This is a genomic window from Streptomyces sp. SAT1, from assembly GCF_001654495.1.
GTDB classification, from domain to species: Bacteria; Actinomycetota; Actinomycetes; order Streptomycetales; family Streptomycetaceae; genus Streptomyces; species Streptomyces andamanensis.
Genome location: NZ_CP015849.1, coordinates 5,113,232 through 5,127,631, shown reverse-complemented (window position 1 = coordinate 5,127,631; position 14,400 = coordinate 5,113,232). Strand labels below are relative to the sequence as shown.

Here is a 14,400-nt window from a genome sequence, read left to right as displayed (position 1 = left end):
CGCCCTCAGCTCAGGCCCGCCGCCCGTGCCCGCTCCACCGCCGGGCCGATGGCGCGGGCGACGGCCTCCACGTCGGCCTCGGTGGAGGTGTGGCCGAGGGAGAAGCGCAGGGTGCCGCGGGCCAGGTCGGGGTCGGCGCCGGTGGCGAGCAGGACATGGCTGGGCTGGGCGACGCCCGCGGTGCAGGCGGAGCCGGTGGAGCACTCGATGCCCTGGGCGTCCAGCAGGAGCAGCAGCGAGTCGCCCTCGCAGCCGGGGAAGGTGAAGTGGGCGTTGGCCGGGAGCCGTCCCCCGGGCGCCGGGTCGCCGCCGAGGATCGCGTCCGGGACGGCGGCGCGGACCGCGGTGACCAGGTCGTCGCGCAGGGCGCCGATCTCGCGGGCGAACCACTCGCGCTGCCCGGCGGCGAGCCGGCCGGCCACGGCGAAGGAGGCGACGGCGGGCACGTCGAGGGTGCCGGAGCGGACGTGGCGTTCCTGGCCGCCGCCGTGCAGCACGGGCACGGGGGTGTACTCGCGGCCCAGCAGCAGCGCGCCGATGCCGTAGGGGCCGCCGATCTTGTGGCCGGACACGGTCATCGCGGCGAGCCCGGAGGCGGCGAAGTCGACCGGGACCTGGCCGAACGCCTGGACGGCGTCCGCGTGCAGCGGTACGCCGAACTCGGCGGCCGCCTCGGCCAGTTCGCGGACCGGCAGGACGGTGCCGATCTCGTTGTTGGCCCACATCACGGTGGCCAGGGCCACGTCGCCGGGGTCACGGGCGATGGCCTCGCGCAGGGCCTCGGGGTGGACGCGCCCGTAGGAGTCGACCGGGAGGTACTCGACGGTGGCGCCCTCGTGCTCGCCGAGCCAGTGGACGGCGTCGAGGACGGCATGGTGCTCGACGGGGCTGGCCAGGACGCGGGTGCGGGCGGGGTCGGCGGCGCGGCGGGCCCAGTACAGGCCCTTGACGGCGAGGTTGTCGGCCTCGGTGCCGCCGGAGGTGTAGACGACCTCGCTGGGGCGGGCGCCGAGTGCTTCGGCGAGGATCTCGCGGGACTCCTCGACCGTGCGGCGGGCCCTGCGGCCGGACGCGTGGAGGGAGGAGGCGTTGCCGGTGAGGCCCAGCGCGGCGGTGAGTGCCTCTGCCGCCTCCGGGAGCATGGGGGTGGTCGCGGCGTGGTCGAGGTAAGCCATGGTGGGCCTGATTCTACGGGGCGCCCGCGGGCGTCCCCCGGCCACGGTCGCGCCGCGGCGCGGTCCTCGCCGGGCCGCCGGTGTCCGGGCCGCTCAGAAGCTCCAGGACAGGGTGTGGTCCAGCTGGGCGAAGGAGAGCAGGACGACCAGGTCGGCGATGCCGAGGGTCAGTCCGAGCAGGGCGCGGCCGCGGCGGGCGGTGCCGCGCCACAGGGCGACGGCGGCCAGGACGACGGCGATGGGGCCGAGGACGACGTTGAGGACGAGCAGTCCGATCAGGCCGAGGACGAAGGACGCGACGGCCATGCCGTCGGCGTCGCGGGCGAGCCGGCGGCTCGTGGCCGGTGCGGTGAGCTGCATGGCGGATGCCTCCTGCGGTGGTGCGGTCGGGCGGGCCGGACGGCGTCAGTGGGAGGTGCCGCGGCGGCGGGCGTGGCGCTCGCGGAGCGCGAAGACGGCGAGCCAGGCGGCGATGACGGTGGCGGCGACGGCGGTGAAGCCGAGCGGGACGTGGGCGACGGTGCCCAGGGTCACGCCGAACAGCAGCAGGGCGGCGGCGAGGAACAGCATGGGATCGGATCCCCCTTCGGCGCCGGCCGGGGTCCCCCCGGCGGACGCTTGCGGTAACAGTTGTTCACTGACTACCCAGTCTAGCGCCGCTCTCGCTTGGAAATTACGGAGAACAGTTGTTAACTGTATGGCATGAGTCACACGCTCGGCGCCCGGCAGGCCCAGAAGCAGAAGACCCGCCGGGCCCTGCTGGACGCGGCGCTGGCCCTGCTGGAGGAGCAGAGCCTGAGCAGCCTGGGCCTGCGCGAGGTCACCCGCGCCGTGGGCGTGGCGCCGACCGCGTTCTACCGGCACTTCCGCTCCACCGCCGACCTCGGTGTCGCCCTGGTCGAGGAGGCGCTCGGCGGGCTGCACCCGATGATCCGGACCACGGTCTCCACGGCGGACGGCAGTGAGGAACGCATCGCCCGTGCCGTGGAACTGATCGCCCGTCATGTGGCGGAGCAGCCCTCGCACGTCCGCTTCATCGCCCGCGAGCGGCACGGCGGAGTGCAGCCGGTGCGCGAGGCGATACGCGGTCAACTGGCGCGCTTCGCCCGCGAGGTGAAGGACGAACTGGCCAAGGACCCGCAGGCGGAGGGCTGGAGCGACGACGATCTGCTCATGCTCGCGCATCTGTACGTCGACCAGATGCTGATCACCGCCTCGCTCTTCCTGGAGGCACCCGACTCCCCCGCGGAACGCGACCGGGTCGCCCGCCTGGCCACCCGCCGGCTGCGGCTGATCAGCATCGGCCGCCGGCACTGGCTGGAGTGAGCGGGGCCGCTGTGCCCGCCGTGGCAGCCGTGCCCGCCGTGGCAGCCGTGTCCGCCGTGGCAGCCGTGTCCGCTCTCCGCTGAAGCCGGGAGGAAGCCGGGGGCCGGCGGCCAGGGTGGGGGCGTACCGACGAAGTGATCACACCCGCCGGAAGGAAACGTTCATGAACACCGCCGACCCCCGTGCCGCCTACGCCCGCGCCACCGAGCAGGCCGCCGCGCTGATCAGGGCCGTACGCCCGGAGCAGCTGACGGACCCGACGCCGTGCACCGAGTTCGACGTCCGTGCGCTGCTGGGCCACATCGTGGGCGGCACCCTGCGGATCGCCGTCGCCGGGGAGGGCGGGGACGGGCTCTCCGTCGACCCCTCCGCCGTGGTCGTCGCCGACGACGACTGGTCGGGCGCCTACGAGGAGGCGCGGAGCCGGGCCGTCAAGGCGTGGCAGCCCGAGGAGCGGCTGACCGCGCCGGTGCGGGTGCCCTGGGGCGAGGTGCCGGGACAGGCGGCGCTGGCCGGATATCTGATGGAGCTGGTGGCGCACACCTGGGACCTCAACGAGGCCGTCGGCCGCCCCCTGGAGCTGGACCCCGCGCTCTCCGAGGCCGCGCTCGACGCCGCCCGCCGGGTGCTGCCGGAGTCGGGGCGCGGCGAGGGCGTCCCGTTCGCCGACGCCCGTCCGGTGGACGAGGGCGCCGACGCGCACGAGCGTCTCGCGGCCTGGCTGGGCCGGACCCCGGTCAGCCGAGCCTGACCCGGGCGAGCTGCCGGGACTGCGCCACCAGCCGCCCGGCCTCGTCCCAGACCTCGGCGTCCTCCTCCAGGAAGCCGCCGGCCAGGTTGCGGGTGGTGATCGACACCCGCAGCGGACCCGGGGCCGGGCGGCAGCGGATGTGCACGGTCAGCTCGACGGTCGGGACCCAGCCCTTGAGCCCCAGCTCGAAGGCGGTGGGCGGCAGCGCGTCCACCGCGAGCAGCAGGGAGAGCGGGTCGGCGTCGCGGCCGTCGGCCAGGCCGAACCAGGCGCGCATCTCGCCCCGGCCGCTCGGCGCGCCGAGTGCCCAGCCCAGGGTGGCGGGGTCCAGCTTGAGCATCAGCCGGTCGGCGATGGCGGAGCTGCCGTCGACCGGGGCGGGCCCGTCCTCGGGGCCGAAGCACTGCGCGGCGGGCGGCAGGGCGGGCGGCTCGGCCGTGGTGCGCACGTCGTCCGGGAGCGCGTCCAGGTCGCCGTAGGAGGCCAGGACGCGGATGCGCTCCACCTCGGTGCCGTCCTCCTCCTGCTGGAAGAGCGAGGCCTGGCCGGTGGAGAGGGTGCGGCCGGTGCGCACCACCTCGGTGCGCACCACGGCGGGACCGGGCCGGGAGGCGGTCAGGTAGTGCGCGGAGACGGTGAAGGGGTCGCTGTGCGGCAGGGCGTCCGCGAGCGCGCGGCCGAGGACGGCCAGCAGATAGCCGCCGTTGACGGCGTTGATGATCGTCCAGCCGGCGGAGAGGTCGATGTCGTAGACGCCGGGGGCGCGCCGGACGACGGCGGTGTCCCGGTCGAACTCGCTGTCGCCGATCGTGGCCCGCACGGCCGGGGCGGAGGCTGCATCTGGCATACCGGAACGGTACAACAGCAAACTACTAAGCGGTAGCTTTCAATCTGACGGCCGGATGACAGCTGTGTGACGGATGGTGTCCGCTGCGTGAGTGTCGGCAATTTCTCGGTAAGTGTCCGCACTCGTCCGTAAACCCGGGGCCCCGGTTTTCCCTCTACGGGGACATGAGCCTCACCGGGACTCCGTTCCTGTACACCACCATCACCCTCGCCGTGATCGCCCTGGTCCTGCCGTTCGTCCTGTGGACCCGCACCCGGGGCCCCAAGGTGCTGCGCGCCACCCTGCGGGGGCTGATGCTGCTGTTCGCCCAGGCGACCGCCATCACGCTGGTCTTCGTCCTGGTGAACAACAGCAACAACCTCTACGACAACTGGGGCGACCTGCTCGGCACCGGCAACCATGTGCAGCAGGCCGCCGACCTGGGCGCGGACGGCACCGGCGGGGTCGCCTACCGCAAGCTGCCCAAGGTCCGCCAGACGTTCTCCCCGGCCGACGGGCCGTCCATGGACGCGGCCGGCGGGGTCCGGGTCACCCAGCTCAAGGGCCGGGTCTCCGGGGTGGACGCCGAGGTCTACGTCTGGCTGCCGCCGCAGTACGACGACCCGGCGTACCGGGACAAGAAGTTCCCGGTGGTGGAACTGCTGTCCGGCTACCCCGGCTCGGCCAAGGCGTGGTTCGGCTCACTGCACGTGCACGAGCAGCTCGAACCGCTGATGCGCTCCGGCCAGGTCGCCCCGTTCATCCTGGTCTCCCCGCGCACCAACGTGATAGCCAAGGCGGACACCGGCTGCGCCAACATCCCGGGCACCGTGAACGCCGACACCTGGCTGAGCATCGACGTACCGAAGATGATCACGGACAACTTCCGGGCCCAGGGCGCGCCCGACGGCTGGTCCGCCGCGGGCTACTCGGCCGGCGCGCACTGCGCGGCCAAGCTCGCCGTCGCCCACCCCGACCGCTACCGGGCCGCGATCAGCCTGTCCGGCTACAACGACCCGATCGGCGAGAAGCACTCGCTGGCCGCCACGACCCCCGCCCTGCGCCGGGCCAACAACCCCTACCTGCTGCTGAAGGAGGCCCGCACCCCGCCGCGCGTCTCGCTGTACGTCTCCGGCGAGTCCGGCGACGGCTACGAGGCCGGCACCGCCCTGGCCCAGGTGGCGAAGGCCCCCACCAAGGTGCGCGTGGTCTTCCTGCCGCGCAGCGCGGGCGGGCACAGCATGGCGCTGTGGCGGCCCCAGGTGCCCACCGCGTTCCGCTGGCTGACCGCTGAGCTGCGCCACGAGGCGCCCGGCGGCCACGGGTCCGCCGGCGCCCCGGCTACTCCTCACGGACGGTCGAACGCCGGTTCCACGCCCGCGGAGCTCGCCAGTGGTACTTCATCGCGAGCAGGCGGAGCGCGAAAGCCGTGACCACCGCGAGCCCGCTGGTGAACGGGTTCAGCGCGTCGTAGTGGATGCACAGCACCACCATGGTGGAGCCGACGATCGCCGGGACCGCGTACAGGTCGCGGTCCCAGCGCAGCAGTGAGGGCACCTCGTTGGCGAGCACGTCACGCAGCACACCGCCGCCCACGGCGGTGGCCAGGCCCAGGGTGGCCGACGAGGTGAGGCCGAGCCCGTAGTCGTACGCCTTGACCGTGCCCGAGACGCAGAACAGGCCGAGGCCGGCCGCGTCGAAGACGTACACCGCCCGCTGGATGCGCTCCACGTGCGGATGCAGGAAGAAGACCACGAGCGTGGCGAGCAGCGGCGTCAGGAAGTAGCCGAGGTCGGTGAAGGCGGCCGGGGGCACGGCCCCGATGACGATGTCGCGGAACAGCCCTCCGCCCAGCGCGGTGACCTCGGCGAGCACGGCGATGCCGAAGACGTCGAAGTTCTTGCGGACGGCCAGCAGCGCGCCGGAGATGGCGAACACGAAGATGCCGATGACGTCCACCGTGTGCTGGACGGAGGGGCTGAACAGTTGCTGAAGCACCCCACATTCTTACGCGGGGCGCGGCCGGGTCCGGACCGGACGCGGGGCCCCTACAGGGCGGGCTTGCCCGGGGTGGAGAGCCAGGCGCGGAAGAAGTCGCCGAGCCGCTGCCCCGAGACCTTCTCCGCGAGCCGCACGAAGTCGGCGGTCTCGGCGTTGCCGTAGCGGTGCTGGGACGTCCAGGCGGGCAGCAGCCGGAAGAACGCCTTGTCGCCGATGCGTTCGCGCAGCGCCTGGAGGGTCATGGCGCCCCGGTCGTAGACCGCGCCGTCGAACATGGTGTCGCGCTGCGGGTCGGCGATCCTCAGCTGCCAGAAGGAGTCGTCGGCCGGGATGGCGTCGTACTCGGCGCGGAAGGAGTCGTGTGCCGAGCGGGTGCCCTTGTGCTCGCTCCACAGCCACTGCGCGTAGCTGGCGAAGCCCTCGTTGAGCCAGATGTCCTTCCAGTGCTTCACCGACACCGAGTCACCGAACCACTGGTGGGCCAGCTCGTGCACGATCGTCGTCTCGTTGCGCACGGCCGAGTAGGCGGGCTTGCTCTGCACCTCCAGCGAGAACCCGGCCTGCGGCATGTCGTCGACGATCGCGCCGGTCTCCTCGAAGGGGTACGGCCCGAAGACCCGCGACCAGTAGTCGGTGGCGGCGGCGGTCACCGCGTACACGTCGACCTTGTTGCTGTCCTTCAGCTTCGGGTCGATGGCCACGTACATCGGGATGCCGCCGGGCGTCCGGCCGGTGCGCACGTCGAACTTCCCGATGGTGGCGGTCGCCAGATAGCTCGCCATCGGCCGGCTCTCGCGCCAGTGCGTGTACGTCGAGCCGCCCCTGTCGTACGTGGAGACGAGGCGGCCGTTGGACACCCCGGTCAGGCCCTTGGGCGCCTTGATCCGGATGTCGTAGGTGGCCTTGTCCGAGGGGTGGTCGCTGGAAGGGAACCAGGTGGAGGCGGCGTTGGGCTCGCACGCCACGAAGACGCCGTCGGCGGTCTTCATCCAGCCGTACTGGGAGCCGAACACGATGGGGCCGCTGAGCGGCTCGGGTATGCCGCCGTAGGTGACGGACACCGTGAAGGTGCGGTTCTGGCGCAGCACACCGCGCGGGGTGACGCGCAGTTCGTCGCCGTCCCGGCTGAACCGGGCGGCTCTGCCGTTCACCTCGACCCGGGTGACCTCCAGTTTCTGCAGGTCCAGGTCGAAGGAGGACAGGTTCTCGGTGGCGCGCGCGGTGAGCGTGGTGCGGCCGTCGAGGCGGTCGGTGTCCGGGTTGTACGCGATGTCGAGGTCGTAGTGGCGGGCGTCGAAGCCGCCGTTGCCCAGCCGGGGGAAGTAGGGGTCGCCGATGCCGGGGGCGCCGTGGGTGGGGGCGGAGGATGCGGCGACGGCGAGGAAGGAGGCCGCCGCGGTCGCGACGGCCCCCAGACGTGCCGAACGGGAGAGTGCCATGAATCGTCCCTTCGCGCGTGGACCGGTTGATCACACGGACTGGGACGACTCTGCGCTCTCCCGTTCGGTCATGAGCATGACTTTGCCAAGTCGTCACGCCTCGGGCTTCGTGCCTCCGTCGCCGGCCGGCTTGCGGCCCTCGGCACCGGTGTCCGCCGAGGCAGCGGGCTCGTCGGACCCACCGGAGGCGGCGGCTTCCGCCGTCTCGGCGGGCTCGGCGGGCTCGTCGGACTGAGCGGACTCGGCGGCTTCCGCCGTCTCGGCGGACTTCGCGGGTGCGGTGGGCTTCGCGGGCGCGGTGGGCTCCGCGGACCCGGTGGGCTCCGCGACCTCCGCCGCCACCGCCGCCGAGGTCTCGGCGGACTTGGCCAGCGCCTCCTCGGACACCAGCTCGGCCGCCTCCTTGGCGGCCGACAGCAGCACGGTGTCCTGCGGTGCCTGGTCCTCGAAGTTCTCCGGGTGGTGGCAGGCCACCCGCTGACCGGGCTTCAGCTCCACCAGCGCGGGCTCGGTGGTCCGGCAGATCTCCGTCGCCTTCCAGCAGCGGGTGTGGAACCGGCAGCCGCTCGGCGGGGAGATCGGCGAGGGCACGTCGCCCTGGAGCAGGATGCGCTCGCTCTTGGCGTTCTTGCGGCGCGGGTCCGGGATCGGCACCGCCGACATCAGCGCCTTGGTGTACGGGTGCATCGGCGCCCGGTACAGCGAGTCCCGGTCGGCCAGCTCGACGACCTTGCCCAGGTACATCACCGCGATCCGGTCCGACACGTGGCGGACCACCGACAGGTCGTGCGCGATGATCACGTACGTCAGGCCCAGCTCCTGCTGGAGGTCGTCCAGCAGGTTGACGACCTGCGCCTGGATCGACACGTCCAGCGCGGAGACCGGCTCGTCGGCCACCACCAGCTTCGGCTTGAGCGCGAGCGCGCGGGCGATGCCGATGCGCTGGCGCTGGCCGCCGGAGAACTCGTGCGGGTAGCGGTTGTAGTGCTCGGGGCTGAGCCCGACCACCGACAGCAGCCGCTGCACCTCCTTCTTGACGCCGCCCTCGGGCTCGACGCCCTGGAGCCGGAAGGGGGCGCCGACGATGCTGCCGATGGTGTGCCGGGGGTTCAGCGACGAGTACGGGTCCTGGAAGATCATCTGCACATCGCGGCGCAGCGGGCGCATCCCGCCGACCCCGAGGTGGGTGATGTCCTTGCCCTCGAACTCGACGCGGCCTGCGGTGGGTTCGAGCAGCCGCGTGATCAGCCGGCCCATCGTCGACTTGCCGCAGCCGGACTCGCCCACGACGCCGAGGGTCTCGCCGGAGCGCACCTCGAAGTCGATGCCGTCCACGGCGCGCACCGCCCCGACCTCGCGCTGGAGCAGGCCCTTCCTGATGGGGAAGTGCTTCTGCAGCCCGCTCACCCGCAGCAGGACCTCACCGGGGGCGGTCTTCTCGGTGGCCACCGCGGTGCCCTTGGCGTTCTTGGCGTTCTCGGCGTTCTCGCTCACAGCTTCGGCGCAATCTCTTCGGTCCAGATCCGCTGCCGCTGCTCCTGCGACATGTGGCAGGCGGCCCAGTGCTTGCCGCCGACCTCGGTCAGCTCGGGGCGCACCGTGCGGGTCACATTGTCCTTGGGGACGTCGGCGTACGGGCAGCGCGGGTTGAAGGCACAGCCGGAGGGGACGTTGATCAGGGAGGGCGGGGACCCCTTGACGGGGATGAGCCGTTCCTGCTGCTCGCGGTCCAGACGCGGCATCGAGCCGAGCAGTCCCCAGGTGTAGGGGTGGCGGGGCTCGTAGAAGACCTCCTCGGCCGGGCCGCGCTCCACGCACCGGCCGCCGTACATCACCAGGATGTCGTCGGCGAGTTCGGCGACGACGCCCAGGTCGTGGGTGATGACGATGACCGCGGAGCCGAACTCCTTCTGCAGGTCCCGGATGAGGTCGAGGATCTGCGCCTGCACGGTGACGTCCAGGGCGGTGGTCGGCTCGTCCGCGATGAGCAGCTCGGGGTTGTTCACCAGCGACATCGCGATCATCGCGCGCTGGCGCATCCCGCCGGAGAACTCGTGCGGGTAGCTGTCCACCCGCTTGTCCGGCTGCGGGATGCCCACCCGGTCGAGCATCTCGACCGCGCGCCTGCGGGCGGTCTTCTTGTCGACGTCGTGGTGGATGCGGTACGCCTCCACGATCTGCTGGCCGATCGTGAAGTACGGGTGCAGCGCGGACAGCGGGTCCTGGAAGATCATCGCCATCTCGCGGCCGCGCAGCTTGCGCACGTGGTCGGGGTCGGCGGAGAGCAGTTCCGTGCCGTCCAGCCAGATCTCGCCCGAGATCCGCGCCTTGCGCTTGCCGTACTGGCCGGCGGTGTGCAGGCCCATGATGCCCAGCGAGGTCACCGACTTGCCGGAGCCGGACTCGCCCACGATGCCGAGGGTCTTGCCCTTCTCCAGCTGGAAGCTGAGCCCGTCGACGGACTTGACCAGGCCGTCGTCGGTGGGGAAGTGCACCTTGAGGTCGCGCACCTCCAGGAAGGCGGTCGGTGCGGCCGAGGCCGCGGTGGGCTCGCCCACCGCCGCGCCGGTCTTGCTGAGTTCGGTCATGCCAGCCTCACTCGGGGGTCGATCACGGCGTACAGGACGTCCACCACGAGGTTGGCTACGAGCACCGCGAGGGAGGTGATCAGGGTGACGCCCAGGATGATGGGCAGGTCCTGGTTCTTGATGCCGTTGAGCACCGCCTGGCCGAGGCCGGGCAGGCTGAACGTGGTCTCGGTCAGGATCGCGCCGCCGATCAGGGCGCCGAGGTCCATGCCGAGCATGGTCAGGATCGGGGTCAGCGTCGAGCGCATGGCGTGCTTGCCGATGACGGTCTGCTCGCGCAGGCCCTTGGCGCGGGCGGTGCGGATGTAGTCCTCGCCGAGGATCTCCAGCATCGTGGCCCGGGTGATGCGCGCGTACATGGCCGCGTAGAGGAAGGCCAGGGTGATCCAGGGCAGGATCATGCCGCCGAGCCAGCCGGTGAAGCTGTCGCCGATGGGCACGTACTGGCCGTCGATCCAGCCGAGGCCGTAGCTGAAGACGGCCAGGGAGAGCAGACCGGTGAAGTAGATCGGCAGCGAGACGCCGCTCAGGGCGACCACCATCGCGCCGCGGTCCCAGATGCTGCCCCGCTTGAGGGCGGAGAGCACACCGGCGGCGACACCGAAGACCAGCCACAGCACCGCGGCGCCGAGCGCGAGTCCCAGGGTCACCGGGAAGCGGTCGGTGAGCACCGGCCAGATGGCCTGCTCGCTCTTGAAGGAGTAGCCGAAGCACGGGGCGGCGCAGTGGGTGACGTCGCCGCCGCCCACATAGGTGCGGCCCGCGAAGATCCCCTGGAAGAAGTGCCAGACCTGGGTGTAGACCGGGGCACCCAGGTCGAGCTTCTGCCGGACACCCTCGACGGCGGCCGGGTCGGCCTGTTTGCCCACGAAGCTCAGGGCGATGTCGACGCCCGCCCACTTGGGGACGAGGAAGAAGATGCTGAAGACCACCACGATGATGACCACCAGCATCACTGCGGCGGCGAACAGCCGCCTGATGAGGTAAGCGAGCACAGCTTACGGCCCGCCGCGGACCGCGGGCCCGGAGGTCTTCCGGAGCCCGCGGTCACGCCGCGCCGGCCTTCACCTGCCTTTCGTGCGGTACGGCGGGTGTGCCGGGTCTACTTCGAGGAGGACAGGCCGAGGTTGACGAAGTCGTAGTACCCGCTGTACGCGTTCGTCGTGTACACGTTCGCCAGTCGCGAGGAGCGCCAGTTCAGGAGCTTCTCGAAGACGAAGGGCAGGTAGTAGCCGCCCTCCATGACCTTGTGGTTGATCTGGGTGGCGATCTCCGCCTTCTTCGACTCGTCCAGCGTGGTGCCGTACTGGTCGAAGAGACCGTCGATCGTCTTGTCCTTGATCAGGGCGTAGTTGTTGTTGCCGCTCTGCAGGATGTAGCGGCTGTCCCACAGCGGCACGCCGTAGCCCTGGACCGTCGGGAAGTCCGGGCCCCAGCCCATGATGATGATGCCGAAGCCCTTCTTCTCCACGTTGGAGGGGCTGCCGATGATGCCGGCGGTCTGCGAGCCGTCGTACTGGTAGATCTCGGCGTTGATGCCGACCTTCTTCAGCGACGCCTGGAGCGACTGGGCGGTGGCCACCTCGACCGGCTTGTTGTTGCGGACCGCGATGGTGGTCTTGAAGCCGTTCGGCTGGTTGCAGGCCTTCAGCTCTTCCTTGGCCTTGGCGATGTTGCCGTTCTTGCCGGCCCCGGCCAGCTCGTACGGGTCGTACTTCTGGCCCTCGCCACCGGCGACGGACGGCGGGAGCATGTTGGTGCCGATGTCACCGCCGGCCACCGGGCCGCCGCGGGCGGTCTGGAGCGAGACGTGGTCGGCGCCGTAGATCACGGCCTTGCGGCAGTGCTCGTTGTCGAACGGCTTGACGCTCTGCGGGAAGACCGCGTAGCGGATGAAGCCGGAGACCGGGTTGTCCAGGTTGCCCTTGTGCTGCTTCAGGGCGATCTGGCGGCCCTGCGGCGACAGACCCGTCTGGCTCAGGTCCAGGTCGTAGTCGCCGTTGATCAGGCGCTGGTCCAGGTCGTTGGCGTTGGTGAAGAGCTTGATCGACACCTTGTCCGGGTACGCCTTGCGGACCGGGTCCGAGGACGCCTTCCAGTTGGTGTTGCGCACCAGCACGAGGCTCTTGCCCGGGTCGTAGGACTCGAACTTGTACGGGCCGGAGGAGAACGGGTGCAGGCCGTACTTCGACTTGGTGTCCTTGTCCTGGCGGACCGGGGAGGCCGAGGTCAGCGCCAGCATCTGGACGAAGTCGGAGTTCGCCGTGGGCAGGTGGAAGACGATCGTCTTGTCGTCCGGCGTGTCGATCGCCTTCAGGCCCAGGTGGTCGGCGGCCTTGTCCTTGTACGGGCCCGGGTAGGTCTTCTTCGGGTCCAGCGCCTGCTGGAGGTAGATCGGACCGCCGGACAGGACGTCCTGCGCCCAGACGCGCTCGATGCCGTACTTGATGTCCTTGGAGGTGATCGGCTTGCCGTCCTCCCAGGTGGACCCGTCGCGCAGCGTGAACGTGTAGGTCTTGCCGCCGTCGGTGACCTTGCCGGTGTCCGTGGCGAGGTCCGGGGTGAGCTTGGCGCCGTCGGCGCCCGGGGCGGTCGAGTAGGTCAGCAGCTGGCGGCTGTAGTAGCGCGAGAAGTCCCACATGAAGCCGTAGTAACCGCGTGTGGTGTCCCACGAGTCGGCGTCCTGGGTGCCGGCGAACTTCAGCTCGCCGCCCTTCTTGACCTTCGACGCGTTGACGACCTTGTTGTTCGCCGCGTCAAAGCCGGCGGCGCCGCTCTTCGAGCCGCCGTCGTCGCCGCCGCCGCACGCCGCCGTGGTCAGCAGTCCTGCGACCACGGCCGCAGCGGCCAGTGCCTTCTTGCGCCGCCCTGAGGTGCGTTGGGTAGTCACGATCTCGGTTCCTCCGGAATTGATGAGAGACCCCGTGCATGCGCCACGGGTCGCTTGGATACGGCGGTTCAGCGGGAGCCCTTGGGATCCAGCGCGTCCCGCACGCCGTCGCCGAAGAGGTTGAAGGCGAGGACGGTGATGAAGATCGCCACGCCGGGGATCACCATGTACATGGGGTCCGAGTCGTAGTAGTCGATCGCGCTCGACAGCATCTGTCCCCAGGAGGCCGTCGGAGGCTTGACGCCCACGCCCAGGAAGCTGAGGGCCGCCTCGGTGAGGATGTTCGTCGGGATCATCATCGTCGTGTACACGATGATGGGGGCGACGAGGTTGGGCAGCAGCTCCTTGAACAGGATGTAGAACCGTCCGGCGCCCAGCGAGCGCGCCGCCTCGACGTACTCGCGCTCCCGGAGCGAGAGTGTCTGGCCGCGCACCACCCGGCCGATGTAGGGCCAGCCGAAGAAGCCGATGACCAGCACCATCACGAACACGCGCACACTCGAACCGGTCAGCCCCAGCATGTCGTTCGGCATGACCGAGACCAGCGCGATGATGAAGAGCAGCTGCGGGAAGGCCAGCAGGCCGTCCATGACCCGGCTGACGACCGCGTCCACCCAGCCGCCGAAGAAGCCGGCCAGGATGCCGAGGACCGTGCCGAGCACGACGGCGACCAGCGCCGACAGGAAGCCGACCAGGAGCGAGATCTGCGCGCCGTAGAGGATGCGGGCGAAGATGTCGCGGCCGTTGACCGGCTCGACACCCAGCAGATGGTCGCCGCTGATGCCGCCGAGGGAGCCCGTGGGCGTGCCGAACAGCGGGTCGATCAGGTCCTCGTGGTAGAGGTCCGGGTCCTGTCCGATCAGCTTGGCGAGCGCGGGTGCGAGCACCGCGACCACGATGAGCAGGAGCACGACGACGCCGCCCGTCAGGGCGAGCTTGTCCCGCTTCAGGCGCTCCCAGGCGATCCGCCCCAGGGACCGGCCCTGGACGGCCTTGGCGCCCGGGGCGGCCACCGCCGCCTCGTCGGCCGCGCTCGGGGCCGCTTCGGCGGTCGGCTCGTGCAATGGTGCCGTCATTAGGCAGGGACCCCTCTCAACCGGCGGTAGCCGGCCCGCACTTGCCGCTGTGGCGGCATCGTCAGTCCGTCGTACACAGAGGCGAACGCCCCTTGTTGCGGGAGTCTTCAACGGGCGGGCGATCTGTTGCCAGACTTGACGGTGAAAGGATGCGCAAACGTGATGCGGGTAGAGGGGTTCCGTTATCCGGACGTTGGGTAACGGGGGGCGGACGCGGGCCAGTTGGGGTTTTCCTCCGCAGAACCGGACCTTCCGACCTCATCTACGCGCGAAGAGGATCACAGGGCGTGCCGGCCGACCGGGGCGGTACGTGCGGTTCCGGTTGTGG

Annotated in this window: 14 protein-coding genes; 3 read left to right on the top strand and 11 right to left on the bottom strand. The window is 70.9% G+C overall.

Annotated elements, in window-relative coordinates; genetic code table 11:
* Positions 1-5: 5 nt before the first annotated feature.
* From A8713_RS22240 to A8713_RS33845, 3 genes are all read right to left on the bottom strand, one after another.
* Positions 6-1,175 (bottom strand): cysteine desulfurase family protein, encoded by a 1,170-nt coding sequence (locus A8713_RS22240; protein WP_064535377.1) that lies wholly within the window; start codon positions 1,173-1,175, stop codon positions 6-8.
* A gap of 93 nt (positions 1,176-1,268) precedes the next feature.
* On the bottom strand, positions 1,269-1,535 hold the full coding sequence (locus A8713_RS22235) for a hypothetical protein (RefSeq protein WP_064535376.1): 267 nt from the start codon (positions 1,533-1,535) through the stop codon (positions 1,269-1,271).
* 45 nt (positions 1,536-1,580) lie between these two features.
* Positions 1,581-1,745 (bottom strand): hypothetical protein, encoded by a 165-nt coding sequence (locus tag A8713_RS33845; protein WP_173860890.1) that lies wholly within the window; start codon positions 1,743-1,745, stop codon positions 1,581-1,583.
* A 132-nt stretch (positions 1,746-1,877) separates the two neighbouring features.
* Between A8713_RS33845 and A8713_RS22230 the strand changes: the two genes are divergently transcribed.
* Positions 1,878-2,501 carry a TetR family transcriptional regulator gene (locus A8713_RS22230; protein ID WP_064535375.1) on the top strand — a complete coding sequence of 208 codons (624 nt, stop codon included), beginning with the start codon at positions 1,878-1,880 and terminating at the stop codon, positions 2,499-2,501.
* Between the two features lie 163 nt (positions 2,502-2,664).
* A complete protein-coding gene (locus tag A8713_RS22225) occupies positions 2,665-3,252 on the top strand; it encodes a TIGR03086 family metal-binding protein (RefSeq protein WP_064535374.1) in 588 nt (195 codons plus the stop codon).
* On the opposite strand, the gene A8713_RS22220 is transcribed toward A8713_RS22225, so the two are convergent.
* The gene (locus A8713_RS22220) at positions 3,239-4,099 is read right to left on the bottom strand and encodes a thioesterase family protein (RefSeq protein WP_037888666.1); all 861 of its coding nucleotides are present in this window, start codon (positions 4,097-4,099) and stop codon (positions 3,239-3,241) included. The two genes, A8713_RS22225 and A8713_RS22220, sit on opposite strands and share 14 nt — an antisense overlap.
* A 164-nt stretch (positions 4,100-4,263) precedes the next feature.
* Here A8713_RS22220 and A8713_RS22215 point away from each other — a divergent pair, with 164 nt between their 5' ends.
* Positions 4,264-5,511, top strand: coding sequence for an alpha/beta hydrolase (locus A8713_RS22215; RefSeq protein ID WP_064535373.1), 1,248 nt, complete (start codon positions 4,264-4,266; stop codon positions 5,509-5,511).
* Here the strand turns inward: A8713_RS22215 and A8713_RS22210 are convergent.
* From A8713_RS22210 to A8713_RS22180, 7 genes are all read right to left on the bottom strand, one after another.
* Entirely contained in the window at positions 5,420-6,076 is a 657-nt protein-coding gene (locus A8713_RS22210) for a trimeric intracellular cation channel family protein (protein ID WP_064535372.1), read from the bottom strand. The two genes, A8713_RS22215 and A8713_RS22210, sit on opposite strands and share 92 nt — an antisense overlap.
* Positions 6,077-6,126: 50 nt before the next feature.
* A complete protein-coding gene (locus tag A8713_RS22205) occupies positions 6,127-7,518 on the bottom strand; it encodes a M1 family metallopeptidase (protein ID WP_064535371.1) in 1,392 nt (463 codons plus the stop codon).
* Positions 7,519-7,611: 93 nt separating this feature from the next.
* The gene (locus A8713_RS22200) at positions 7,612-9,012 is read right to left on the bottom strand and encodes an ABC transporter ATP-binding protein (RefSeq protein ID WP_064535370.1); all 1,401 of its coding nucleotides are present in this window, start codon (positions 9,010-9,012) and stop codon (positions 7,612-7,614) included.
* Complete coding sequence (locus A8713_RS22195; RefSeq protein ID WP_064535369.1) at positions 9,009-10,106, bottom strand: ABC transporter ATP-binding protein; 1,098 nt, start codon at positions 10,104-10,106, stop codon at positions 9,009-9,011. Before A8713_RS22195 ends, A8713_RS22200 begins: the two co-directional genes overlap by 4 nt.
* A complete protein-coding gene (locus tag A8713_RS22190) occupies positions 10,103-11,101 on the bottom strand; it encodes an ABC transporter permease (protein ID WP_064535368.1) in 999 nt (332 codons plus the stop codon). The genes A8713_RS22195 and A8713_RS22190 overlap by 4 nt, the downstream gene beginning before the upstream one ends.
* A gap of 107 nt (positions 11,102-11,208) precedes the next feature.
* Positions 11,209-12,996: an ABC transporter substrate-binding protein gene (locus A8713_RS22185; RefSeq protein ID WP_064535367.1), complete on the bottom strand. Its 1,788-nt coding sequence runs from the start codon at positions 12,994-12,996 to the stop codon at positions 11,209-11,211.
* A 68-nt stretch (positions 12,997-13,064) separates the two neighbouring features.
* The gene (locus tag A8713_RS22180; protein WP_064535366.1) at positions 13,065-14,072 is read right to left on the bottom strand and encodes an ABC transporter permease; all 1,008 of its coding nucleotides are present in this window, start codon (positions 14,070-14,072) and stop codon (positions 13,065-13,067) included.
* Positions 14,073-14,400: the final 328 nt, after the last annotated feature.

Bases quoted from the DNA above. Each gene is read 5' to 3' on its own strand.
- A8713_RS22225 (WP_064535374.1), top strand. From the start codon at position 2,665: ATGAACACCGCCGACCCCCGTGCCGCCTACGCCCGCGCCACCGAGCAG.
- A8713_RS22220 (WP_037888666.1), bottom strand. From the start codon at position 4,099: ATGCCAGATGCAGCCTCCGCCCCGGCCGTGCGGGCCACGATCGGCGAC.
- A8713_RS22235 (WP_064535376.1), bottom strand. From the start codon at position 1,535: ATGCAGCTCACCGCACCGGCCACGAGCCGCCGGCTCGCCCGCGACGCC.
- A8713_RS33845 (WP_173860890.1), bottom strand. From the start codon at position 1,745: ATGCTGTTCCTCGCCGCCGCCCTGCTGCTGTTCGGCGTGACCCTGGGC.
- A8713_RS22215 (WP_064535373.1), top strand. From the start codon at position 4,264: ATGAGCCTCACCGGGACTCCGTTCCTGTACACCACCATCACCCTCGCC.
- A8713_RS22205 (WP_064535371.1), bottom strand. From the start codon at position 7,518: ATGGCACTCTCCCGTTCGGCACGTCTGGGGGCCGTCGCGACCGCGGCG.
- A8713_RS22195 (WP_064535369.1), bottom strand. From the start codon at position 10,106: ATGACCGAACTCAGCAAGACCGGCGCGGCGGTGGGCGAGCCCACCGCG.
- A8713_RS22240 (WP_064535377.1), bottom strand. From the start codon at position 1,175: ATGGCTTACCTCGACCACGCCGCGACCACCCCCATGCTCCCGGAGGCG.
- A8713_RS22180 (WP_064535366.1), bottom strand. From the start codon at position 14,072: ATGACGGCACCATTGCACGAGCCGACCGCCGAAGCGGCCCCGAGCGCG.
- A8713_RS22230 (WP_064535375.1), top strand. From the start codon at position 1,878: ATGAGTCACACGCTCGGCGCCCGGCAGGCCCAGAAGCAGAAGACCCGC.